23 protein-coding genes are annotated in these 23524 nt (G+C 70.7%); 18 read left to right on the top strand and 5 right to left on the bottom strand.

The window, feature by feature from the left end; translation table 11 throughout:
• Positions 1-3: 3 nt before the first annotated feature.
• Entirely contained in the window at positions 4-1185 is a 1182-nt protein-coding gene (locus tag AB0H62_RS47115) for an acyl-CoA dehydrogenase family protein (protein ID WP_220238136.1), read from the bottom strand.
• A 145-nt stretch (positions 1186-1330) separates the two neighbouring features.
• Between AB0H62_RS47115 and AB0H62_RS47110 the strand changes: the two genes are divergently transcribed.
• The 15 genes from AB0H62_RS47110 to AB0H62_RS47040 all read left to right on the top strand — a co-directional run bounded on the left by AB0H62_RS47110 (position 1331) and on the right by AB0H62_RS47040 (position 16213).
• The gene (locus tag AB0H62_RS47110; RefSeq protein WP_220238137.1) at positions 1331-2419 is read left to right on the top strand and encodes a zinc-binding dehydrogenase; all 1089 of its coding nucleotides are present in this window, start codon (positions 1331-1333) and stop codon (positions 2417-2419) included.
• Positions 2416-3297 (top strand): 3-oxoacyl-ACP reductase, encoded by an 882-nt coding sequence (locus AB0H62_RS47105; protein WP_220238138.1) that lies wholly within the window; start codon positions 2416-2418, stop codon positions 3295-3297. The genes AB0H62_RS47110 and AB0H62_RS47105 overlap by 4 nt, the downstream gene beginning before the upstream one ends.
• A 16-nt stretch (positions 3298-3313) precedes the next feature.
• Positions 3314-4816, top strand: coding sequence for an aldehyde dehydrogenase family protein (locus AB0H62_RS47100; RefSeq protein WP_360592617.1), 1503 nt, complete (start codon positions 3314-3316; stop codon positions 4814-4816).
• Positions 4816-5574, top strand: coding sequence for a glucose 1-dehydrogenase (locus AB0H62_RS47095; RefSeq protein ID WP_360592616.1), 759 nt, complete (start codon positions 4816-4818; stop codon positions 5572-5574). The genes AB0H62_RS47100 and AB0H62_RS47095 overlap by 1 nt, the downstream gene beginning before the upstream one ends.
• A 143-nt stretch (positions 5575-5717) precedes the next feature.
• Positions 5718-6512, top strand: coding sequence for an ABC transporter permease (locus AB0H62_RS47090; protein ID WP_360592615.1), 795 nt, complete (start codon positions 5718-5720; stop codon positions 6510-6512).
• Between the two features lies 1 nt (position 6513).
• Positions 6514-7374 (top strand): ABC transporter permease, encoded by an 861-nt coding sequence (locus tag AB0H62_RS47085; protein ID WP_220238142.1) that lies wholly within the window; start codon positions 6514-6516, stop codon positions 7372-7374.
• The gene (locus AB0H62_RS47080) at positions 7371-8756 is read left to right on the top strand and encodes an MCE family protein (RefSeq protein WP_360592614.1); all 1386 of its coding nucleotides are present in this window, start codon (positions 7371-7373) and stop codon (positions 8754-8756) included. The genes AB0H62_RS47085 and AB0H62_RS47080 overlap by 4 nt, the downstream gene beginning before the upstream one ends.
• Positions 8753-9790: an MlaD family protein gene (locus tag AB0H62_RS47075; RefSeq protein ID WP_360592613.1), complete on the top strand. Its 1038-nt coding sequence runs from the start codon at positions 8753-8755 to the stop codon at positions 9788-9790. Before AB0H62_RS47080 ends, AB0H62_RS47075 begins: the two co-directional genes overlap by 4 nt.
• Positions 9787-10818 carry an MCE family protein gene (locus tag AB0H62_RS47070; protein WP_360592612.1) on the top strand — a complete coding sequence of 344 codons (1032 nt, stop codon included), beginning with the start codon at positions 9787-9789 and terminating at the stop codon, positions 10816-10818. The genes AB0H62_RS47075 and AB0H62_RS47070 overlap by 4 nt, the downstream gene beginning before the upstream one ends.
• Positions 10819-10852: 34 nt before the next feature.
• Complete coding sequence (locus AB0H62_RS47065; RefSeq protein ID WP_360592611.1) at positions 10853-12049, top strand: MCE family protein; 1197 nt, start codon at positions 10853-10855, stop codon at positions 12047-12049.
• Positions 12046-13224 carry an MCE family protein gene (locus tag AB0H62_RS47060; protein WP_360592610.1) on the top strand — a complete coding sequence of 393 codons (1179 nt, stop codon included), beginning with the start codon at positions 12046-12048 and terminating at the stop codon, positions 13222-13224. Before AB0H62_RS47065 ends, AB0H62_RS47060 begins: the two co-directional genes overlap by 4 nt.
• On the top strand, positions 13221-14459 hold the full coding sequence (locus AB0H62_RS47055) for an MCE family protein (protein ID WP_220238148.1): 1239 nt from the start codon (positions 13221-13223) through the stop codon (positions 14457-14459). Before AB0H62_RS47060 ends, AB0H62_RS47055 begins: the two co-directional genes overlap by 4 nt.
• Complete coding sequence (locus AB0H62_RS47050; protein WP_220238149.1) at positions 14459-14947, top strand: hypothetical protein; 489 nt, start codon at positions 14459-14461, stop codon at positions 14945-14947. Before AB0H62_RS47055 ends, AB0H62_RS47050 begins: the two co-directional genes overlap by 1 nt.
• On the top strand, positions 14944-15426 hold the full coding sequence (locus tag AB0H62_RS47045) for a hypothetical protein (protein ID WP_220238150.1): 483 nt from the start codon (positions 14944-14946) through the stop codon (positions 15424-15426). Before AB0H62_RS47050 ends, AB0H62_RS47045 begins: the two co-directional genes overlap by 4 nt.
• Before the next feature lie 238 nt (positions 15427-15664).
• Entirely contained in the window at positions 15665-16213 is a 549-nt protein-coding gene (locus tag AB0H62_RS47040; RefSeq protein ID WP_266118356.1) for a hypothetical protein, read from the top strand.
• Positions 16214-16285: 72 nt separating this feature from the next.
• Here the strand turns inward: AB0H62_RS47040 and AB0H62_RS47035 are convergent, their stop codons facing one another.
• From AB0H62_RS47035 to AB0H62_RS47020, 4 genes are all read right to left on the bottom strand, one after another.
• Positions 16286-17410: a GDSL-type esterase/lipase family protein gene (locus AB0H62_RS47035; protein WP_360592609.1), complete on the bottom strand. Its 1125-nt coding sequence runs from the start codon at positions 17408-17410 to the stop codon at positions 16286-16288.
• 50 nt (positions 17411-17460) lie between these two features.
• Entirely contained in the window at positions 17461-18306 is an 846-nt protein-coding gene (locus AB0H62_RS47030; RefSeq protein ID WP_360592608.1) for a hypothetical protein, read from the bottom strand.
• Positions 18307-18310: 4 nt separating this feature from the next.
• Positions 18311-19813, bottom strand: a complete 1503-nt coding sequence (locus AB0H62_RS47025) for an AAA family ATPase (protein WP_360592607.1) — start codon at positions 19811-19813, stop codon at positions 18311-18313.
• Positions 19814-19888: 75 nt separating this feature from the next.
• Entirely contained in the window at positions 19889-20371 is a 483-nt protein-coding gene (locus AB0H62_RS47020) for a hypothetical protein (RefSeq protein WP_220238155.1), read from the bottom strand.
• A 71-nt stretch (positions 20372-20442) separates the two neighbouring features.
• Between AB0H62_RS47020 and AB0H62_RS47015 the strand changes: the two genes are divergently transcribed.
• The 3 genes from AB0H62_RS47015 to AB0H62_RS47005 all read left to right on the top strand — a co-directional run bounded on the left by AB0H62_RS47015 (position 20443) and on the right by AB0H62_RS47005 (position 23369).
• Positions 20443-21687 carry an aminotransferase class I/II-fold pyridoxal phosphate-dependent enzyme gene (locus AB0H62_RS47015; RefSeq protein ID WP_360592606.1) on the top strand — a complete coding sequence of 415 codons (1245 nt, stop codon included), beginning with the start codon at positions 20443-20445 and terminating at the stop codon, positions 21685-21687.
• A 66-nt stretch (positions 21688-21753) separates the two neighbouring features.
• Positions 21754-22875, top strand: coding sequence for an FAD-dependent monooxygenase (locus tag AB0H62_RS47010; RefSeq protein ID WP_220238157.1), 1122 nt, complete (start codon positions 21754-21756; stop codon positions 22873-22875).
• A 41-nt stretch (positions 22876-22916) separates the two neighbouring features.
• Positions 22917-23369 (top strand): YbjQ family protein, encoded by a 453-nt coding sequence (locus tag AB0H62_RS47005; RefSeq protein ID WP_220238158.1) that lies wholly within the window; start codon positions 22917-22919, stop codon positions 23367-23369.
• Positions 23370-23524 lie beyond the last annotated feature (155 nt).

Genomic DNA, 23524 nt, shown 5'->3' with positions numbered 1-23524 from the left:
CTCCTAACGCGTCACGGGCTGGCCGAGCGCGGCCGCGGCGACGATGTCGCGCTGCACCTCGTTCGTGCCGCCGCCGAAGGTGAGGATGAGGGCGGAGCGGTGCAGCCGTTCGATGCGGCCGGCCAGCACCGCGCCCGGCGACCCTTCGCGGACGACGGCCGCCCCGCCGAGCACTTCCATCAGCAGCCGGTAGGCCTCGATCGCGGACTCCGTGCCGAACACCTTCGTCGCCGACGCTTCGGCCGGCCCGAGCTCGCGTTGCGCCGCCGCCCACGCGATCTGCCAGTTGCGCAGCTTCAGGTACTCCGCGCGGGTGTGCACGCGGGCGAGGTTCAGCCGCACCCACTCGGCGTCGAGCAGCGGCGCGCCTTCGGGGGTGACGGCGGTGCGCGCCCACTCGATCACGTCGTGCAGTGCCGTGCGCATCGGCGCGGCCGAGGTCAGCGCGACGCGCTCGTGGTTGAGCTGGTTGGTGATCAGGGGCCAGCCCGCGTTCTCGTCGGCGACACGCGCGCTCACGGGCACGCGCACGTCGTCGTAGTAGGTGGCGCTGGTGCCGGGACCCGCGACGGTGTGGACCTTCGTCCAGGAGAACCCGGGTGCCGACGTCGGCACGACGAGCATCGACAGGCCCTTGTGCTTCGGCGCGTCCGGGTCGGTGCGCGCGGCGAGCCACACGTAATCGGCGTACTCGATGAGGCTGGTCCACATCTTCTGGCCGGTGATCACGTACTCGTCGCCGTCGCGCACCGCGCGCGTGCGCAGCGAAGCGAGGTCCGTGCCCGCGCCCGGTTCGGAGTAGCCGATGGAGAAGTGCAGGTCGCCGGCGGCGATGCGCGGCAGGTAGAACGCCTTCTGGTCTTCGGTGCCGTAGCGCATGATGGTGGGCCCGATCGTGTTCACCGTCAGGAAGGGCACGGGCACACCCGCGGCCGCCGCCTCGTCGGTGAACACGAGCTGGTCGAGCATCGAGCGCGCCTGCCCGCCGTACTCGCGCGGCCAGCCCAGCGCGAGCCATCCGTCCTTGCCCAGCCGGCGCACGATCTCCTTGTACGCCGCGCCATCGCCGTACTCGCCGCCACTCGCGGCGAGGCTCTCCCGGCGGGCCGGCGTCATCAGCTCGGCGAAGTACTCTCGGAGCTCCGCCGCCAGCTCACGCTGGGCGTCCGTGTGGTCGATCCGCACCGCTCACCTCGCCACCGGTTGTATAGAACTTGTTCTATTTGTAGCAGTCGGACCAGCAATAAGGAAGGCGTCACGAGCCTTGCCTGAAACGAGAACAGATTCTAGTCTGGGCTCATTCTGGCAGGCTTCGACGAGGAGGCTCGCGGTGAGAGCAGCCGTATTGAACGCGATCGGCGACGACAAGCTGGAGCTGCGGGACGACGTCACCACCGTCGATCCGGGCCCGGACGAGGTCCGGATCCGGGTGCGGGCGTCGGGCATCTGCCACAGCGACCTCTCCGCGATGGACGGCACGCTGCCCGCCCTCACACCCGGCGTCGTCGGCCACGAGGGTTCGGGCGAAGTCCTCGAAGTCGGCTCCGCGGTCACGCATCTCGTGCCGGGCGACCACGTCACCGTCTCGTTCGTCCCGCCGTGCGGCGCGTGCGCCAACTGCCTGCGGGGGCAGCCGAACCTGTGCGCCGTGCACGCGATCGCCGCGTTCACGACGCCGCGGTTCCGCCTCGGCGACACGCCGCTGTTCGGCTACGCGGGGCTCGGCACGTTCGCCGACGAGGTCGTGGTTCCCTCGTCCGGCGCGATCAAAGTCGACGCCGACGTGCCGTTCGAGACGGCCGCGCTGATCGCGTGCGGTGTGCTCACCGGCGTCGGTTCCGTGCTCAACACCGCGCAGGTGGAGCCGGGCTCCACGGTCGTGGTCTTCGGCTGTGGCGGCGTCGGGATCTCCGTGATCCAGGGCGCGCGCATCGCCGGCGCGGCCACGATCGTCGCCGTGGATCCGGTGGAGGGCAAGCATTCCGTCGCGCAACGCTTCGGGGCCACCCACGCCGTGACGCCGGAGCACCTCGACCAGCTCAAGGGTGAGCTGACCGGTGGCGAGGGCTTTGACTACGCCTTCGACGTGGTCGGGGCGCCCGCCACGATCCGTGCCGGCTGGGACGCCGCACGCCGCGGTGGTGCGGTCGTGGTCGTCGGCGCCGGGCGCGGAGACGCGATGGTGTCGTTCAGCGCGCAGGAGCTTTTCTTGCACGACAAGAAGATCCTCGGCTCGTTCTACGGTTCGTCACACGTCCATCGCGACACCGCGACCATGCTGCGGTTCTGGCGCGCCGGGCTGCTCGACCTCGACGGCATGATCTCGCGCCGCCTCACCTTCGCCGACATCAACGACGGCCTCGGCCTCCTGCGCGAAGGCAGCACCGACGTGATCCGCCAGGTGGTGACGCTGGCGTGAGCCTCGACGGCAAGGTCGCGATCGTCACCGGAGCCGCCGCCGGCCTCGGCCGCGCGGAGGCGCTCGCCCTCGCGCGCGAAGGCGCGGCGGTGGTGGTCAACGACGTCACCGAAGCCGGCGAAGTCGTCGAAGAGATCGAAGCGGGCGGCGGCAAAGCCCTTGCGGTGGCGGGCGACGTCTCCGAAACCGCCACCGCGCAGGAACTGCTCACCGCCGCCGTCGACCACTTCGGCGGTCTCGACATCGTGGTCAACAACGCCGGTGTCCTGCGCGACCGCATGCTGTTCTCGATGACCGACGCCGAGTGGGACCAGGTCATCGCCGTCCATCTGCGCGGCCACTTCCTGCTCTCCCGCGCCGCCGCGAGACACTGGCGCGAACGCTCCAAAGTGGACGGAAAACCGGTCTACGGACGGCTGGTGAACACCGCGTCCGAAGCCTTCCTCGTCGGCTCGCCCGGCCAGCCCAACTACTCCGCCGCCAAGGCCGGCATCGCCGCGCTCACGGTGTCCGCCGCGCATGGGCTCGCGAAGTACGGCGTGCGCGCCAACACGATCTGCCCCCGCGCCCGCACGGCGATGACGGCGGACGTCTTCGGCGAGGCGCCCGAAAACGGCCTCGATCCGCTGTCGGTCGAGCACGTCGCCCCGTTCGTGGCCTTCCTCGCCTCGCCCGCGGCCGACCACGTCAACGGCCAGGTTTTCGTCGTCCACGGCGGCATGGTCGCGCTGCTGCGTCCGCCTTCGGTCGAGCAGCGCTTCGACACCGCGCACGGCACGTGGACCCCCACCGAGCTGGCGGAGACGGTCGGCGCCCATTTCGCCGGCCGCGACCCGGAGCGGATGTTCGCCGCCACTGAGCTCCTCACCCTGCCCTGACCTCCCGGGAGACCTCATGACGCTCACCGTGTTACCCCACCGCGACGAAGCCGGGCTCAAGGCCGGGCAGCTGTTCATCGGCGGCGAGTGGACACCCGCGCGTGACGGCGCGACCTGGACCCACCTGCACCCCGCCACCAGCGAGGAGATCGGCGAGTTCGCCGTGGCCGGGGCCGCCGACGTCGACGACGCCGTGGCCGCCGCGCGCGCGGCGTTCGCGACCTGGGGAACCTCGCGCGCGAGCACCCGCATCGCCGTTTTGCTGAAGTACGCCGAGCTGCTGCGCGCCCACGCCGACGAGCTGCGCGCGCTGCAGGCCCTGGACAACAGCGTGCCGCTGTCCTTCGGCGCCATTTACGCGACGTCGGTGGCCGCCGCGGCCGACGTGTTCACCCACCACGCCGGCTGGGTCGACAAGGCGGGCGGCCAGACGCTCCCGCCCTACCAGGGCGGCGACCACCTGGCCCTGACCTTCCGTGAGCCGATCGGCGTGGTCGGGGCGATCCTGCCGTGGAACGCCCCGTTCCTGCTCTTCGCGCAGAAGGTCGCGCCGGCGCTCGGCGCGGGCTGCACGGTGGTGCTGAAGGCTTCGGAGTACGCGTCGTTCGCCGTGATCCGCATGGTCGAGCTGCTCGCCGAGGCGGGGTTGCCCACGGGCGTGCTCAACCTGGTGACCGGCCCCGGCGACCCGACGGGCGAGCGGCTCATCACGCACCCGGACGTGGACAAGGTCAGCTTCACCGGCAGCCGCGCCGTGGGCAAACGCATCGTCGAGGCGTCGGCGGGCACGCTCAAGCGCGTGTCGCTGGAGCTCGGCGGCAAGAGCCCGGCCATCGTGTTCCCCGATGCGCCCAACGTCGGCCTCGCGGCGATGACCACGATGGGCGCGGTCACCATGGGCCTGTCGGGCCAGGCGTGCGTGGCCAACACCCGCGCGCTGGTCCACCGCGACGTCTACGACGAGTTCCTCGCCGCCGCGCAGGGCATGGCGGCGGCCGTGACGTACGGCGACCCGTTCGACCCGACGGTGATCTCGTGCCCGCTCGTGAACGGCCGCCAGCTCGAGCGCGTGCTCGGCTACATCGAGAAGGGCAAGGCCGAGGGCCGGCTCGTCACCGGCGGCGAACGGCTCGAGGGCGACTACGCCAACGGGAACTTCGTGGCCCCGACGATCTTCGCCGACGTGGACAACCACGCCACCATCGCGCAGGAAGAGATCTTCGGGCCCGTACTCGCCGTCGTCCCCTTCAGCTCCGAAGAAGAAGCGATCGCGCTCGCCAACGACACCGAGTACGGCCTCGGCGCCGGTCTCTTCACCGCCGACTCCGCCCGCGCGTTCCGCGTGGCCCGGCGGCTGCGTGCGGGCACGATCGGCGTCAACGGCTTCCAGGTCGAGCCGCACCTGCCCTTCGGCGGGTTCAAGCAGTCGGGCCTCGGCCGCGAGGGCGGGCTGTCGGCTTTCGAGGCCTACACCGAGCTCAAGACGGTGCTCATGCCGCTCGGCGAGGAGCTGATGTAGTGGGCCGGCTCGACGGCCGCGTCGCCCTCGTGACCGGCGCGGCGCGGGGCCAGGGCGCGGCGGCCGCACGCGCGTTCGTGGCCGAGGGCGCGCGGGTGGTGATCGCCGACGTGCTCGACGCCGAAGGCAAGCAGCTCGCCGCCGACCTCGGCGACGCGGCCGTGTTCCAGCACCTCGACGTGGGCGACGAGGACGGCTGGACGGCCGCGGTCGAGCGGACCGTCACCGAGTTCGGGCCGCCGACGGTGCTCGTGAACAACGCCGGCGTGCTGCATTTCGCCGAACTGCAGAGCACCACGCTGGCCGACTACGAACGCGTGGTGCGCGTGAACCAGATCGGGGCGTTTCTCGGGATGCGGTCGGTCGTTGAACCGATGACCGGGGCCGGTGGCGGCTCCATCGTCAACGTGTCCTCTGTGGAGGGACTTGCCGGGATGCCGTTCCTCGTCGCCTACACCGCGAGCAAGTTCGCGATCCGCGGGATGACCAAGGTCGCCGCGCTGGAGCTGGGCAAGCGTGGCATCCGGGTGAACTCCGTCCATCCCGGCATGATCGACACACAGATGGTTTCCGAGGCCGCCGGCACCGACGTGGACGTGTCGTGGGTCGGCAAGAAAGTAGCGCTCGGCCGGATCGGGCGGGCCGACGAGATCGCGCCGCTGCTGGTGTTCCTGGCGAGCGACGAGAGTTCGTACTGCACCGGGAGCGAGTTCGTAGCGGATGGGGGAGCTACGGCGACTCATGCGTTAAAAGTCTGACCAGCGGAGCGAAGCTCCTCCGTTGAGGGCGGCGGTGGGGGCATGGATGGAGTGATCCACACGACTGAGAGCGAGTAGTGAACACCGCTAACGGAACTCGGGCGGGAGGTATGGACAAGACTCGGGGGTGACTACTGGGAGGTGTGGTGAGCGACAGCGGCTCGATCACCCTCCCGGGCACCGCGGCGCTGACCCAGGTCGGCCGGCTCGCCACGCTGTCCTGGGAGGTGCTGCGGGCGATCTTCCGGCGTCCGTTCCAGTTCCGCGAATGGATCCAGCAGTGCTGGTTCTTCGCGAGTGTCACGATCCTGCCGACGGCGCTGGTCGCCATCCCGTTCGGGGCCGTGATCGCGCTCCAGCTGGGGTCGCTGACCACGCAGATCGGCGCGCAGTCGTTCACAGGGGCCGCGAGCGCGCTCGCCATCGTGCAGCAGGCCGCCCCGCTGATCACGGCGCTGCTCGTGGCCGGCGCAGGAGGAAGCGCGGTCTGTGCCGATATAGGCGCGCGCAAGATCCGTGAAGAGATCGACGCGATGGAAGTGCTCGGCGTCAACCCGATCCAGCGCATCGTCGTGCCGCGCGTGCTGGCCGCGATCGTGGTGTCGGTGCTGCTCAACGGCCTGGTCAGCGTGGTCGGGGTGCTCGGCGGCTACTTCTTCAACGTCGTGCTGCAGGGCGGCACGCCGGGCGCGTACCTGGCCAGCTTCAACGCGCTGGCCCAGGTGCCGGACCTGTGGATCAGCGAGATCAAGGCGTTCCTCTACGGCTTCGTCGCCGGCGTGGTCGCGGCCTTCCGTGGTCTGAACCCCGCGGGCGGGCCCAAGGGCGTGGGCGACGCGGTGAACCAGGCCGTGGTGATCACGTTCCTGCTGCTGTTCCTCATCAACGTCGTGCTCACCGCGATCTACCTCAAGATCGTGCCGCCGAAGGCGCTGTGACGTGACCGCCGAACCGATCGAGGCCCCCGCGCTGTCCGACCGGACGCTCGAGATCATCGCGCGCCCGGGCGCGAGCCTGGAAGGCCTCGGGCGCCAGCTGTCGTTCTACGGCCGCGCGCTCGCCTGGTCGCCGCGCACGATCCGCCGCTACGGCCACGAGACCCGGCGGCTGCTCACCGAAGTCTGCTTCGGCACGGGCGGGCTCGCGGTGATCGGCGGGACGCTCGGCGTGATGATCGGCATGACGCTGTTCACCGGGCTCATCGTGGGCCTGCAGGGCTACTCCGCGCTCAACCAGCTCGGCACCGCCGCGCTCACCGGGTTCATCTCCGCGTACTTCAACACCCGCGAGGTCGCGCCGCTGTCGGCCGGGCTCGCGCTGTCGGCGACGGTCGGCTGCGGCTTCACCGCACAGCTCGGCGCGATGCGGATCTCCGAGGAGATCGACGCGCTCGAGGTGATGGCCGTGCCGAGCATGCCCTACCTCGTGACCACGCGCGTGCTCGCCGGGGTGACCGCGGTGATCCCGCTGTACGCGATCGGCCTGCTTTCGTCCTACCTCGCGTCGCGGCAGATCACCATCTGGCTCTACGGCCAGTCGGCCGGCACCTACGACCACTACTTCACGCTGTTCTTGCCCCCTGAAGACGTGTTGTGGTCCTTCGCCAAGGTGATCGTGTTCAGCGTGATCGTGATCCTCTCCCATTGCTATTACGGCTACACGGCCGACGGCGGGCCGGCCGGCGTCGGCGTGGCGGTGGGCCGCGCGGTGCGCACGTCGATCGTGCTGATCTCGGTGCTCGACTTCTTCCTCAGCCTCGCGATCTGGGGCGCCAACACCACCGTGCGGATCTCGGGATGAGCACGCGGCGCGAAACGCTGAAGCGGCTCAGGTACCAGGTGCTGGGGCTGGTCTTCCTCGTCGTCGCGGCGCTGTTCTTCACGACCACGATCGCGATCTACAAGAAGGTCTTCACGCCCGTCACGCTGGTGAAGCTGGAGACCGACCACGTCGGCAGCCAGCTGCGCACGGGCGGCGACGTGAAGGTGCGCGGCCTGCTCGTGGGCGAGATCCGTTCGGTCACCGCGAAAGGCGACCACGCGGAGCTCGAGCTCGCGTTGCAGCCGGACAAGATCGACGAGATCCCGAGCAACGTCTCGGCGCGGCTGCTGCCCAAGACGCTCTTCGGTGAGCGGTACGTCGCCTTGCGACTGCCCGAAAAGTCCGCCGCGCACATCGAAGCCGGTGACGTGATCCCGCAGGACCGCAGCAGCACGGCGATCGAGCTGGAACAGGTACTCGACGACGTGATGCCGCTGCTGCAGGCCGTGCAGCCGGAGAAGCTCTCGAGCACACTCAGTGCCGTGTCGACCGCGCTCGACGGGCGCGGGAAGCAGCTCGGCCAGACGCTCGTGAACCTCTCGGACTACCTCGGGCAGCTGAACCCGTCGTTGCCCGACCTCAAGGCCGACATCACGGGGCTGGCCGACGTTTCGGCCACCTACGACATGGCCGCGCCCGATCTGCTCGACGCGTTGGCCGACCTCACCACGACGACTCAGACCATTGTGGAGAAACGCCAGGGACTGTCCGATGTGTACGCCTCGGTCTCGGCGGCTTCGGCCGACCTCACGAGCTTCCTGAACGTCAACAAGGACAACCTGATCCGGCTCACCACGGCTGTGCAGCCGACGCTCGACGTGCTCGCGAAGTACGCGCCCGAGTACCCCTGTCTGCTCAAGCAGCTCGCCGCGTCCGTACCCGAAGCGGAGCTGGCGTTCGGCAAGGGCACGGCCCACCCCGAGGTGAGCCGCGTGACGATCGAGTTCACCGCGAGCCGCGGCAAGTACCTGCCGGGCGTCGACGAGCCCAAGTACGACGACAAGCGCGGCCCCCGCTGTTACCCGCAGGTGCCGAAACCCGGGTACTGGCCGCAGTACCCGCCCGACGGCGCGGTCAAGGACGGCTCCACGAAGCCCACGCCGCCGCACAGCCCCGCCGAGTCGCTGCCCGGCGAGATCACCTCAGGCGCGATCACGTCGAACACCGTCGCCGGCCGTGGCCAGTCCGGCGGTGGTGGTGAATCGGGCGGCGCGCCTTCCGTCATCGGCTCGACCGACGAGGAGCAGCTGATCGACCTGCTGGCCTCGTCCGCCATGGGGACGACGCCGGACCAGGTGCCCGGCTGGGCCGGCCTGCTCGTCGGGCCGCTCTACCGCGGGGCGGAGGTGGAGCTCAAGTGAGGTCCTTCGTCCCCGCACTGGTGAAGATCCTGATCTTCGCCGCCGTCACGGTGCTGCTCACCGGCATCCTCGCCGCCACCATCGCGAACACGAACTTCGGCACCACGGCGGGGTTCGCCGCGAAGTTCACGGACGCCTCGGGCCTGCAGCCGGGCGACGACGTCCGCATTTCCGGCGTGAAGGTGGGGCAGGTCGACTCGATCGACGTGCAGCAGGGCGAGCAGAACTTCGCTGACGTGCGCTTCGCCGTCGACGCGCAGTACAAGCTGCCCGCGCTCACGACCGCGACGATCAAGTACCGCAACCTCGTCGGCCAGCGCTACCTCGCGCTCGGCACCGACGTCACCGGCGGTGGCACCCTTGCCGACGGCGCAACGATCCCGCCGGAGCGCACCAAACCCGCGCTGAACCTCACCGTGTTGTTCAACGGGTTCAAGCCGCTGTTCCAAGCGCTGGACCCCAAGGAGGTCAACCAGCTCTCGGCCGAGATCATCCAGGTGTTCCAGGGCGAGGGCGGGACGGTCACGAGCCTGCTGGCGCACACCGCGTCGATCACGACGTCGATCGCCGGCAAGGACCAGGTGATCGGGCAGGTCATCGACAACCTCAACCAGGTCCTGACCACCGTGAACTCGCGCGGCCCGCAGCTGGGTGACCTCATCGACCAGACGCAGCGGCTCGTGAGCGGCCTGGCCGAGCAGCGCAAGCCGATCGGCGACGCCGTGGGCGCGCTGGGCGAGCTGACCGAGACCACGTCGGGCCTGCTCGCCGACGCGCGCCCGGCGGTGAAGGACGACGTCAAGCAGCTCGGCACGCTGTCGAACAATCTCGCGGACTCCGACCAGTTGCTCGACCACCTGCTGCAGGTGCTGCCGGGCAACCTGGAGAAGTTCACGCGCACGCTGAGCTACGGCAGCTGGTTCAACTACTACCTCTGCGGGATCGAAGGCACGATCGGGATCTCGTCGCTGGACGTGACGCTGCCGATCGTGCCGCTGCCCGCCACCGAGCGCGCGCCGAGGTGTGGCCCGTGAAGCGGCTCAAGGAACGCAACCAAGCGGCGGTCGGCGGGGTGACGCTCGTGCTGATCCTGCTCGTGACCGCCGTGGCCTACTTCTCCGACAGCATCCCGATGTTCGGCAACGGCACCACGTACTCCGCCTACTTCGGCGAAGCCGCCGGGCTCGCGCCGGACAACGAGGTGGAGGTCGCCGGCGTGAAGGTGGGCCAGGTGACGTCGGTGGAGCTCGCGCACAAGCAGGTGCTGGTGAAGTTCCGCGTGAAGGGCGTGCGCGTGGGCGACGCCTCCACCGCGTCGATCGAGATCAAGACGCTGCTGGGGGAGAAGTACCTCGCGCTCGACCCGAAGGGCGGCGGCACGCAGAGCCCCGGCGACACGATCCCGCTGCAGCGCACGCGCACGCCGTTCCAGCTGCAGGACGCGTTCGACCAGCTGTCGACGACCGTCGGTGAGATCGACACGAAGCAGCTCGCCGACAGCTTCACCGCGTTGTCGGACTCGCTGAAGGACAGCCCGCAGTACCTGAAGGACACGCTCTCGGGCTTGTCCGCGCTGTCGAAAACGGTGTCCTCGCGCGACGACGATCTGCACACGCTGCTGGCCGGCACGAGCACGATCTCCAAGACGCTCTCGGACCGCAACACGCAGCTGCAGCAGGTGATCAGCGACGGCAACCTGCTGCTGACCGAGCTGCAGAACCGCCGCGACCAGATCAGCGCGCTGCTCAAGGGCACGCAGCAGATCTCGCAGCAGCTCTCGGGGCTCGTCGCCGACAACCGGGCGCAGCTGAAGCCGACGCTCGACGCGCTGGGGAAGGTGACCGATGTGCTGCAGCGAAACCAGGGCAACCTCGACCGCGGCCTGGCACTGATGGCGCCGTTCGCGCGCGTCGGTGCCAACGCGACGGGTAACGGCCGCTGGTTCGAAGGCTACCTGTGCGGGCTGCTGCCGCCGACGATCACCGCGGGCGGGCTGTCGATCAACCCCGAGGGTTGCACCCCGCCCATCGCGGCGCCGAATCAGGGGGTGGGTGGCCGGTGACCACCGCCGACGTGCTTTCTCCCGCGGAGGCGGCATGACTATCGAAACGAAGACGCAGCGCAACTTGGTGACGTGGCTGGGTTTCGCCTGTGTGGCCGCGTTGCTGCTCACGGCGGGACTGTGGCTCGTATTCCGCACTGCCAACGGCACCACGCTCTCCGCGTACTTCGGCAAAACCGTCGGGCTCTACGCGGGCTCTTCCGTCCGAGTGCTCGGTGTGCCCGTCGGCGAGGTCACCGCCGTGACGCCGGACGGGCAGGCCGTGCGCGTGGACATGCGCGTGAACGACGACGTGCCGATCCCCGTGAACGTCGGCGCCGTCGTGGTCGCTCCGAGTCTCGTCAGCGACCGCTACGTGCAGCTGACGCCGGCCTACGACAGCGGCCCGACGCTCGCGAGCGGCGCCGTCCTCGCCCGCGACAAGACCGCCACGCCGGTCGAACTCGACGACCTCTACGCGAGCCTCGACAAACTCTCCACCGCGCTCGGCCCCAACGGTGCCAACAAGAACGGCGCCCTCTCCGACGTCCTCGACACCGCGGCCGCCAACCTCAAGGGAAACGGCTCCGACCTCAACTCCACCGTCGGCCGCCTCGCCGACCTCGCGGGCACGCTCGACGACTCCAAGGACGACCTGTTCGCCACCGTCCAGAACTTGAACTCGTTCACGGACGCCCTCGCCCAAAGCGACGGCCAGCTCAACGAGTTCTACGAACGCGTCGCCCACGTCAGCGGGTTCCTCGCCGACGACTCGGCCGACGTCGGAGCCGCGCTGAACTCCCTGGCCTCCTCGCTCGGTGACGTGAAACAGTTCGTGGCCGACAACAAGGCCGGCCTGGAGTCCAATGTGGACAAACTGGCGTCGCTGACGGGTGTGCTCGTGGACCAGCGCGCCGCCCTCGCCGAGGTGCTCGACATCGCGCCCACCGGCGCCACGAACTTCATCAACTCCTACGACGCCGCGTCGGGCACCATCGCCGTGCGCGACAACCTCAACGAGATCACCAACCCGCCGATCCTCACCGTCTGCCGCATCCTCGCCGCGGGCACCCCGAAGGGCGTGCCCACCACGTTGACCGACATCTGCAAGCAGCTCGCGCCGGTGCTCGACGGCGCGCTCAAGCTGCCGACCGTGCCGCAGGTGCTCAACTCGCTGCAGAACGGCCAGCTGCCCCCGTTGCCGCTCCCGCTCGTCGACGTGATGACGCAGCTTTCCGGCGGTGGCAAGTGAAGCGGCGGCGCCTGGCCGGGGTGTTCGCCGGCGTGCTCGTGCTCGCCGGCTGCAGCGACGGCGGGTTCAACGGCCTGTACTCCACACCGCTGCCAGGCGGGCCCGATCTCGGCGACCACCCGTACCACGTGACGGCGCTGTTCACCGACGTGCTCGACCTCGTGCCACAGGCGAGCGTAAAGGTGGACGACGTGGCCGTGGGCCGGGTCGACAAGATCACCCTCACACCCGACACCCGCTCGGCGCTGGTTGCCATGACTGTCAACGGCGACGTGCAGCTGCCCGCCAACGCGCGCGCCGAGCTGCGGCAGTCGAGCCTGCTGGGGGAGAAGTTCGTGGAGCTGGGCCGGCCCACCGCGGAAAAACCCGCCGGTCACCTCGCCGACGGCGCGCAGATCCCGCTCGGGCGCACCAACCGCAACCCCGAGGTCGAGGAAGTGCTCGGCGCGCTTTCCTTGCTCCTCAACGGCGGCGGCCTCGGCCAGCTGCAGGACATCAGCCACGAGCTCAACGACGCGTTGTCCGGCAACGAACCCGAGATGCGCGCGCTGCTGTCGCGAGTGGACGATCTCGCGACGCAGCTCGACTCGCACAAGGGCGAGATCCTGCGCGCGATCGACGGGCTGGGCAAGCTCTCGCACACGCTCGCCGGACAGCAGCAGAACATCAAGACCGCGCTGGACAACCTGGCGCCGGGCCTGAAGATCGTGGCCGACCAGCGCGACCAGCTCGTGGGGATGCTGAACGCGCTCAACAAGCTTTCGGGCGTCGCGGTCGACACGGTGAACCGCAGCCGCGACCAGCTCGTCGCGAACCTCAAGGCGCTGCAGCCGACGTTGCAAAAGCTCGGCGAGGCGGGTCAGGACCTGCCCAACGCGTTGCAGATCCTGCTCACCTACCCGTTCCCGGACTACGCGGGCAACACGATCAAGGGCGACTACGCCAACGTCGACGCGACCGTGAACCTCGATCTCGACAAGCTGCTGCAGAACTTCACGAACACCTCGCAGCCGCCGATCCAGATCGCCGGGCTGACCTCGCAGCAGCCAGGATCGGCCACTCCGGAGCTGCCCCTGCCCTTGCCGACCACGGCGCCGCCGGCGAAGAACCAGGCCGGACCCGGCGGGCTGCTCGGCGGCCTCCTGGGCGGCCTGCTCGGGGGAGGTGCCGGATGACCTCGCGCAAGACGCGGATCCAGCTCATCGCGTTCGTGGTGATCGCCGTGGTGTCGGTGGTCTACGCGGGCGGCAAGTACGCGGGCCTCGACCGGCTTTTCGGCTCCCGTGGCTACCAGGTCACCTTGCAGCTGGCCGATTCCGGCGGCATCTTCGTCAACTCCGAGGTCGCCTACCGCGGCGTGACGGTCGGGCGCGTGTCGGCCATGACGCTCACCGGCCACGGCCTCGACGTGCACCTCGACCTCGACTCCGGCGGCCCGGACATCCCCGACGACCTCCACGCGCAGGTGGCGAACCGCTCGGCGGTGGGGGAGCAGTTCGTGGACCTGCTGCCCGACCGCGAGACGGGTCCGTACCTGCACGACGGCTCGGTGATCACGCAGGACCGCACGTCGCTGCCCGCGTCGCCCGACTCCGTGCTGTCGCATTTGGACGATCTCGTGGCGAGCGTGCACCCGGACTCGCTCAAGACCGTGGTCGACGAGACCTACGACGCGTTCGCCGGCACGGGCCCGCAGCTGCAGAAGCTGTTGGACAGCACGGGTTCGCTCACCGCCAAGGCCGCGCAGTACATCCCGCAGACGCGCGGGCTGCTGGCCAACTCGCGCACGGTGTTCGCCACGCAGGAGCGCCAGGCGCAGAACATCACCGACTTCGCGGGCGGGCTGAAGACGATCGCGGCGCAGCTCAAGTCGTCGGATCCCGACCTGCGCACGGTGATCGACCAGGCGCCGCAGCTGAGCCGCCAGATCAGCGACGTGCTCGCCACCTCGGGCACCGATCTCGGCGTGATCTTCGCGAACTCCCTGACCACCGCCCAGATCACGTCCGCGCGCACCGACGCGATCGAGGAGCTGCTGGTCGCCTACCCGGTGATCTCGGCGTTCTCGCCGTCGACGTCACCGGACGGCACCGGGCACCTGGGCGTGGTGTTCAACTTCTTCGACCCGGCGTCGTGCACCAAGGGCTACGAGGGCACGAAACAGCGCCCGGCCAATGACACCACCGAGGCGCCGGTGAACGTGAATGCCTACTGCGCCGAGCCGCCGGGCAGCCCGGTCGAGGTCCGCGGTGCGCAGAACGCGCCGTATGCCGGGAAGCCGCCCGCGATCCCGGCCGCGCCGAAGGAATCGGCGCCGTCGGCCACTCCGGACGCGAACCAGTTGCCGGGTCTGCTCGGCCTGCTCACGCCGCCGGCCGGCGGCCTCGGGGCGCTGCTGGGCGGGTCGTGATGAAGGCGCGGCTGCTCGTGGTCGTGCCCGTGCTGGCCGTGCTGGCGGCCGCGTGGTTCGGCTGGTCGTGGTGGCGCGCGGCGCACGACGACGCCCTGGCGCGTGGCCGCGACCGCGACGCCGTGCTCGCCGCGGCGAGCACGGAACTGGTCGCCCTCAACACGATCGACTACCACACCGGCGGCGCCGACGTGGACCGCTGGATCGGCGCGACCACCGGGCAGTACGGGGCGAACCTCGCCGGCGACCGGCAGCTGCAGCTCGACCGCGCGACGAGCACCAAGACCGTCTCCACGGCGTCGCTGCTGCAGGCCGCGGTAACCGACCTCGACCCGGCTGCGGGGACGGCCCGGGTCATCGCCGTGCTCGACGTACGCGTGAGCACCGGTGGCGGCGCGGCCGTGCCGAAACAGGCGCGGCTGACCGTGGACTTCGCGCGCGACGGCGACACGTGGAAGGTCGGCGGCGTCCAGGCGGTGGGCTCGTGAAGCGCTGGTCGATCGCCGTGACCGTGGTGGCGCTCGCGTGCGCCGTGTGGTTCGCCGTGCAGGCCTCGGCGCTGCAGCCCCGCGATGACGACGCGTTGGTGGACCAGGCCACCACCACCCAGGTGCGCGACCAGGTGAGTGCCGGCGTGAAGGCGTTGTTCTCCTACGACTACGCCAACCTCGACCGTACCTCGCGGGCCGCCGCCGAACTGCTCACCGGCCCGGCCGTCGGCCAGTACCACGCGCAGTTCGCCACCGCGAGCAAACGCGCGACCGACGGCAAGCTGATCCGCACCACCGCCGTCCGCTCGGCGGGCGTCCGCACCCTCCACGGCGACGACGCGACCCTGCTGCTTTTCCTGGACCAGCAGACGATCCTGCCCGGCGGGGGAGCGCCGCAGTCTTCGGTCGCGCAGCTGGCCGTGACCGCGCACCGCGTCGACGGGTCGTGGAAGATCACCGGCCTCGACCCGCTGTAAGTCCCTTCGTCCGCGGGCGAATTCGGCGCGTTCGCCGGGAATGTTCCGACCGGCTGACCGTGCACCGCACCAGTCACACGAAAGCCGAGTCGTCTTCGTTCACCGCAGTGACCCGATTCACCCCTGGTATGTCCACAGTGGACGACTTGATGTGATGTGTGCCGCTGCAAGGGGTTCCGGTCGAACCGGGAACCGGGGCGCTACGTGGTTCCGGGTGGGGGAGTCGCGAAGGAGAAGGGTGGAAACCGTGAAAAACCTCAGGATTCTAGCGATCGCGGGCACCGCGGCGGCGGCGATGGCCGGACTGGCCGCGTGCGGGAGCGGCAGCATGGCCGCCTCGGCGCCCCCGCCGGCCGGCGCTCAAGCGCCAGCCTCCTCGGCGGCCGCGCCCGCGACCGTGGGCGAGGCGAACACCTCACTCGGGACGGTTCTCACGAACGCCAAGGGGTTCACGCTCTACACGTTCGACGAAGACAAGCCCGGCATGTCCGCGTGCACCGACAGTGGGTGCAAGTCGCTCTGGCCGCCGATCACCGGCCCGGCGCAGCCCGCGAACGGCGTGAGCCTGCCCGGGCAGCTCGCCACGTTCACCCGCTCCGACGGTATCCAGCAGGAGACCTTCAACGGGAAGCCGGTCTATACCTACGCCCAGGACAGCGCCCCCGGGCAGACGAAGGGTGACGGCGTGCTGGGCACCTGGCACGCGCTCGTGGTCACCCCGGGCGGGGCCGCGCCGGCGACCACGTCGAACGGCACGGGCACGGCCGGCGGGGTATCCGGCTACTGATCGCTCACCGGGGGCCTGGCTCGGCCCGGCGTGCGTCGTGCCGAGCCAGGCGGGTCCCCGCTCCGGCCCGCTCTAAGCGAACGGGCCGCCTGAGCCGAACACCAGGTGCGCGAAGCGTTCGCCGACGCGCCGGTGGGTCTCGGAGTCCGGGTGCAGGGCGTCGGGCAGGGGCAGCTCCGCGAAGTCCTGCTCGCCGTAGAGGGCCAGGCCGTCGAGCAGGTGCAGGTTCGGGTCGTCGCCGCGCTGCGCGACGACCCGCGCGAGTTCTTCCCGGATGACCTTCAGCGTCAGCTTGCCCGGGCCGGGTTCGCCGGTCGCGCGGAAGCGGACCACGCCGTCGGCCTCGAAGACGGGGGCGCCGGGGCCGGGGGTGTCCTCGTGGATCGGGCACAGCAGCGGTGAGACGACCAGCAGCGGTGTGGTGGGGTGGCCGGCGCGGATCGTGTCGAGGAACCCGTGCACGGCGGGGCCGAACGCGCGCAGCCGCATGAGGTCGGCGTTGACGACGTTGATGCCGAGCTTCACGCTCACGACGTCGGCCGGGGTGTCGCGCATGACCTGCGCGGTGAACGGATCCAGCAGCGCGCTGCCGCCGAAGCCCAGGTTGGTCAGCTCCACGCCCGCGTGCCTCGCGGCCACCGCCGGCCACGTCGTGGTGGGGCTCGCCGCGCCCGACCCCTGGCTGATCGAGCTGCCGTGGTGCAGCCACCGCAGCCGGCCGTCGGGGTTCGCCGCGCTGGCCGGCGCATCCGTCCGCAGCTCGACGAGCGTGGTGAGCTCGTTGTGCGGCAACCAGATCTCGACGTCCTTGGTCCGCGCGGGCAGGCCGGCGAACCGCACCGTGCCCGGCTCGCCGCGCCGCACCTCGGTGCCGCCGGTCGTCATGTCGACGAGGAGCTCGTCCCCGCCGCCCACCGTCCCCGCGCCGGCGGGAGCGCCGTCCACGAACAGCTCGTACACCCCGTCGGGCCGCGCTGCCGCGCCGACGTAGGACACCTTGGTGCGCACCGCGTCCAGCTCCAAGACGGTCGCCGCGGTCCGGAACACCAGCCGCACCCCGGAGGGCTGCGCCTCCACCATGGCCAGCTGCGCGTCGCCGCGTGCCCTGGCCCACGCGGGCAACCGGTGCGGCACGAGGCCACGCTCGGTGCGCTCGAGTTCCAGGGCGCCGCGGACGACATCGGGCAAGTCGATCATGTGCACGAGCCTCAGTCTGACCGCCGCGGCCGCGGTGCGCACGGTGTTTTTCAGTGCTGGATCAACCCCAGCTCCCCGAACAGCCCTTTCGCCCAGTCCAGTGCCGTCGGCAGGTCGTCCCACTGGCGGTCCTGCTCGGTGAGGTACGGGAACACGTACGGATCCGTCACCTCGGCCGGCAGGTCGTCCGGCCGGCAGTCGCAGGCGATGCCGAAGTTGTGGTCGTTGACGGTCTGCGCGACCGCCGCCGGTTGCGCGTCCCAGACGCCGAGCCAGAGGCGGCGCAGCATCGCGGGGTGGGCGACGCCGAAGATCAGGCGGCCGACGTCGAGAGGTTCTCCGGCCGAGATCACCCGGGCGACCGCGTGCGTGCGCAGCTTCTCGCGGGCAATGGTGAACATTCCGGTGAAACCGGACCAGACCTCGACACTGTGGCCCGCGTCGATGATCGCCGCGCACAGGGTCACCAGCGCCAGGCCGCGGTTGATGATCACGTCGTGGGCGATGCGGTTGGAGTAGGCGGCCGGGATGAGGAAGGTGACGACCTTGCCGCGGCGGGAGGTCTGGCGGGGGACGGCGTCGACCATGCACTCGGGCACCCCGGAGAGGTAGGCGCCGATGTCGACCTCGCTGCCGGTGACGTCCCACGACGGTTGCAGCTCGGTCACCTGGTGGCCGAGGCCCGCGCCGGCACGGAGCTCGTCGACGGTGATGCCGGCTTCCTCCAGGGCGACCGGCCAGCCGTCGACGGCCAGCCGCAGAGCCTCCTCCCACGTCGCGCCCGGCCAGTCGGTGCCGGTCTCCCGGCTGCCCGGCGCGTCGATCGTGGGCGGTGCGGTCGCGCTCTCGACGAACTCGTGCCACGACAGCATCGGGGGCAGGTGGCTCGGCAGCACGGCGTCAGTCCAGCCCGAGCGCCGCGCGGTGGGCGTCGGACAGCCCACGGATCACGCGCCACTGCATGACCTGTTCCACGGTGGCGCCGGCTTCCAGCAGCTTCGCGCCGTCGATGCTGGCGCGCGGCGAGAGGATCACCGGGAGCTTCTTGGCCAGCGCGGTCGCGCGCAGCTCGCGGATCGACGCCACCAGCTCCTCCACCTCGTCCGGGTGCGAAGGCGCGTGCCGCAGCGCGATCCGTTCCTCCAGCCCTTCGTCGATGGGCACGTCGAGGACCACGAACCGGTCCAGCGTGGCCGAATCGAGCGTCTGGCGGCCGACGTACTGGCGGTCGCCGCCGGTGCCGTAGGTGTTGCCGGTGGCCACGAGCCGGAAGTCGGCGTGCGCGGTGACCATGCGGTCGGCGAAGGCGCACACGCCCAGCGCGAGCGCCTGGTTGAGCTCGGCCAGCAGGCCGGGGTGGCCGTTGTCGAGCTCGTCGAGCAGCATCACGCCACCGTGCTCGAACGCACGGCGGAACGGTGTGTCGTGGTAGTGGCCGTTGGCGTCGTAATAGCCGAACACCTTGCTCATCGGGGTGGTCGGGCCCAGCGAAAGCGCCTGGAACTGCAGGCCCAGCGCCTGCGCCGCGTGCTTGGCCAGCATGGACTTGCCGGTGCCCGCGGGACCGACGAGCAGCACGTGGCAGCGTGCGTGCAGCGCGACCAGCACCTCCGGCAGCACGGAGTGGGTGTCCTCGGCCAGCTCGATCGGCTTGCCCTGGGGCAGCACCACCGACACCACGGTCGGCGAATACCGGGCGAGCTCCTTCTCGGCCGCCGCCTGCACGGCCGAGCGGACGCGGGCAAGGGCCACGGCCGACACGCGCTCGACGAGGTCGGGTTTGGCCTGCCGCGCCACCTCGGCCACGGCCTTCTCGATCGTGCCGGACAGCGCGGCCGTCGCTTCGTGCAGCAGGTGCTCGCGGGCCTCGCCGAGATCGGGCGTGGCTTTCGCGATGGCCTCGCGGGCGAGGTCCGGCAGCACCGTGCGCCGGAGCTGATCGGCGAGCGTGGTCCGCAGCTCGGCGGTGGCCTGCGCCACGGCTTCGCCCACGGTGTGGGCGGTCTGCTCGCGCAGGGCTTCGGCTACCTCCGGTGTGGCTGCGGACACCAGCTTCGCGCGGATGGACTCGACGTCGGGCGTCGCTGCCTGCACCGCGCGCTCGGCCAGCTCCGGGAGCAGCCGCGCCGACGTGGTCTCCACCGCTTCGGCCGCCGATGCGCGCAGCGTGTCCCGCAGCGCGAGCTCCACCGACGCCTGGGCCTCGGCCAGGTCCGGCGTCGCGTCGGCGACCGCGGCCCGCGCGAGCGGCGGCAGCAGTCCCTCGGCGTGACGGCGGATCGTCTCGGGCAGACGCGCGTGCACCTCGCGGTCGATGCCCCAGTACATCGCGGCCTGGGTGAACATCGACCGCGCCACGGCCTCGGAGATCTGGGCGATCTCGGCTTTCTGGCTGTCCCGCACTGCCTCTCCCCGCTTTCCGCGTTGCTCTGCGAAGACGGTAAGAGCCCTGCGGCGGGAGGGGTCCCGGACGGCCGTTCAGCCGTCCCAGACCGCGGCGCCCTGGCGCACCACGGTGACCGGCGCCGCGGTGTGAACCGGCCACAGGTCCACGACGTAGCGGAAGTGCTCGCCGTACTCGTGCTCGTTCCACGTCACGGCCGGCGGGCCACTCTCCACATAGGACACTCGCACGCGGTAGCGGCCGGGCGCGAGCTCCAGCACGCGCTCCTGACCCGGGTAGTCGGCCGGACCGGCGAGCGTCACGTTCCCGCCCGCCACGGCGAGGTCGGCCTCGACCACGTGCTCGGCGTCGGCGAGCACAGCCGGCGGGCCGGGGTGCACGGCGACGTCCACCTCGACCAGGTCGGAGCGCGCGGTCGCGACCGCGAGCGACGACGGCTCCACCGCGATCCGGTGCGAGTTCACCGCCTCGTCGGACCACCCACCGTCGCCGGGGACCCAGGCGGTGTTGTCCCGCAACGAGAACTGACGCTGATCGGCATGGACCACGAGACGCACGAGACCCCACGGTAGACCCTGGACAGGGGGTCACCCGAAATGGTAGCGACGCGCGGTTTAGCGTTGAGCCCATGACCACTGCTCCCGTCGACGTCGACACCGCCCGTCGCGACTACGCGGCGCTCGTCGAGCGCGGCCTCTCCCTGGACATCACCCGCGGCAAGCCGTCCCCCCGGCAGCTCGACCTCTCCGCGGACCTGCTCACGCTGCCCAACGGCGAGTACAAGGCCGAAGACGGCACCGACACGCGCAACTACGGCGGCCTCAAGGGCCTGACCGAGCTGCGCCGGATCTTCGCCGGCGCCCTGCAGGTCCCTGTCGACCAGCTGCTCGCGGCCGGCAACTCGAGCCTCGAGCTCATGCACGACACCGTGGTGCAGGCGCTGCTGAGCACCCTGCCGGGCGGTGAGCGCCGCTGGGCCGACGAGCCGCGCATCGCGATGCTGTGCCCGGTGCCCGGCTACGACCGCCACTTCGCGCTCGCCGAGCGCTTCGGCATCGAGCTGATCCAGGTCCCGATGACCGACGACGGCCCGGACATGGACGTGGTCGAGCGCCTCGTGGCCGAGGACGCCGGCATCAAGGGCATCTGGTGCGTGCCCAAGTACTCGAACCCGACCGGCGTCACCTTCTCCGACGAGGTCGCCCGCCGCCTGGCCGCGATGCCCACGGCCGCGCCGGACTTCCGCATCTTCTGGGACAACGCCTACGCCGTGCACCACCTCACGGACAACGAGGTCGAGGTCGCCGACGTCCTGGCGCTGTGCGCCGAGGCCGGCAACGCCGACCGCGCGTTCGTGTTCGGCTCCACCTCGAAGATCACGCTCGCCGGCGCCGGCGTCGGGTTCTTCGGCTCGTCGCCGGCCAACATCGCATGGTGGTCCGGTGTGCTCGCCAAGCGCACGATCGGCCCGGACAAGGTCAACCAGCTGCGCCACGCGATGTTCCTCAAGGACGCCGAGGGCGTGCGCGCCCACATGCGCAAGCACGCGGAGATCATCGCTCCGAAGTTCGCGGCCGTCGACCGCATCCTCACCGAGGAGCTCGGTGACTCGGGGTTGGGCACCTGGACCAAGCCGACCGGCGGGTACTTCATCTCGCTGACCGTGCCCGAGGGCACCGCCAAGGAGATCGTGCGCCTGGCCAAGGAGGCCGGCGTCGCGCTGACCCCGGCCGGGGCTACGCACCCGTACGGCGACGACCCGAAGGACGCGACGATCCGCATCGCGCCGACCTTCCCGGTGCTCGAAGAGGTCGAAGAGGCCGTGCGCGCGCTCGTCGTGTGCTTGCGCCTCGCTGTCGCCCAGACCGCGTGAGCCACCCGTGCCACCGCCGGCCGGTACGGTCGGCGGTGGCACGGACACGGCTCGAGGGGGATTTCGATGCGCGTTCTCATCGCCGGCGGTGGCGTCGCGGGCACGGTCACGGCGATGGCGCTGCAGCGCGCCGGTCACGAGCCCGTGGTCTTCGAGGCATATCCCTCCGGCGGAGCCGACGCCGGTGCGTTCCTCACGGTGATGCACAACGGCATGGACGCGCTGAAGGCGATCGACGCCGACGGCCCTGTGAACGAAGCGTCGTTCGCCACGCTCGGCGTCGAATTGGTCGGGCCGGACGGCACGACGTTGGGCACGCGCGAGTTCGACACCGGTGAGCTCGCCGGGCCGCGCACGCTCACCCGCGCCGCGTTCTACCGCGCGCTGCAGGAAGAAGCCGGCCGCCGCGGGATCACCGTGGAGCACGGCCGCCGCCTCGTCTCCGCTGAACCAGTCTCCGCCGAAACCGGTGCGTCCGGCGTGGTCGCCACGTTCGCCGACGGGTCCACCGCGACCGGCGACGTGCTCGTGGGCGCCGACGGCGTGCGCTCCGAGGCCCGCACCCTCATCGACCCGGACGCCGACCGCCCCCGCTTCACCGGTCTCACCGTGGTCTACGGCTACACCCGCGCCGAGGGCCTGCCTGCCGCACCCGGCATCTACCGCATGATCCGCGGCAGCCGCGCGGCCTTCGGCTTCACCACCGCGCCCGACGGCGCCACCTTCTGGTTCGCCCGCATCCCCGACACCGAACGCCCGCGCGACGAGATCGTCGCCGTCGCGCCGGCCGGCTGGCGCGAGTTCGCCCACGCGGCCTTCGACGGCGACCCGCTGCCGTGCGCCGGCATCGTGGCCGCGACCGGCGACGAGGTCTTCGGCGGCCACTCCTACGACGTGCCCACCACCCGTGTCTGGTCCACCGGCTCCATGGTGCTCGTCGGCGACGCGGCCCACGCGGCTTCGCCGGCCGCCGGGCAGGGCGCGTCGATGGCGCTCGAGGACAGCGTGGTGCTCGCGCTGTGCCTGCGCGACCTGCCGGACGCGCCTTCCGCGTTCGCCGCCTACGAGAAGCTGCGGCGCACCCGCGTGGAGAAACTCGTGGCGGCCAGCGCGGGCCAGGACGTCGGCGAGGAACGCGGGTGGCTGTACCACCACCACATCGACTGGAACGAGCGAATCACAGGCTGATTCGCGAGTGCGCGGCGCCGCCGGTCGATACGATCCGGCGCATGACCCAACCCGCACCTCCCATGCAGTTCCCGATCATGCTGTCCACGATGAACGATCTGCCCGGTTACCGCGTGGTTCGCGTGTTCGGCGAGGTTTTCGGCCTCACTGTGCGCAGCCGCAACATGTTCTCCAACATCGGCGCCGGCTTCAAATCCATGGCGGGCGGTGAGCTCAAGGGCCTGTCGAAGCTGCTGTCCGACTCCCGCTACGAGGCGCTGGGCCGCCTTTCGCAGGAAGCCATGGCGCACGGGGCCAACGCCGTGCTCGCGCTGCGCTTCGACTGCAACGAGATCGCCCAGACCGCCAGCGAGATCGCCGCCTACGGCACGGCCGTGTACGTGGTGCCCGACGGCGCGCCGCAGCAGCCCGGCCAGCAGCAGGCCCAGCACGCTCCGCAGCAGCCGCAGGGCCAGCCCCAGTACCAGCAGCAGCAGGGTTTCCCGCAGAGCTGACCCCCGAGCACCCCACTGCGGCGTTGGTTGCTTCAACGCACCGCGACGGTCTCGACCACTGACCAAGCCCCACCAGCGAGATCGCGCCGGCTTCCGGATTGTGCGGTGCGATCGGCCCCCGCCCCCTCCGAACGCCCACTCCGGCGCCCCGGTCC

The sequence above is a fragment of the Amycolatopsis sp. NPDC050768 genome (genome assembly GCF_040654155.1).
Lineage (GTDB): Bacteria > Actinomycetota > Actinomycetes > Mycobacteriales > Pseudonocardiaceae > Amycolatopsis.
Note: the sequence above shows the minus strand (reverse complement) of the source record. Positions and strands in the feature narration are given on the sequence as shown.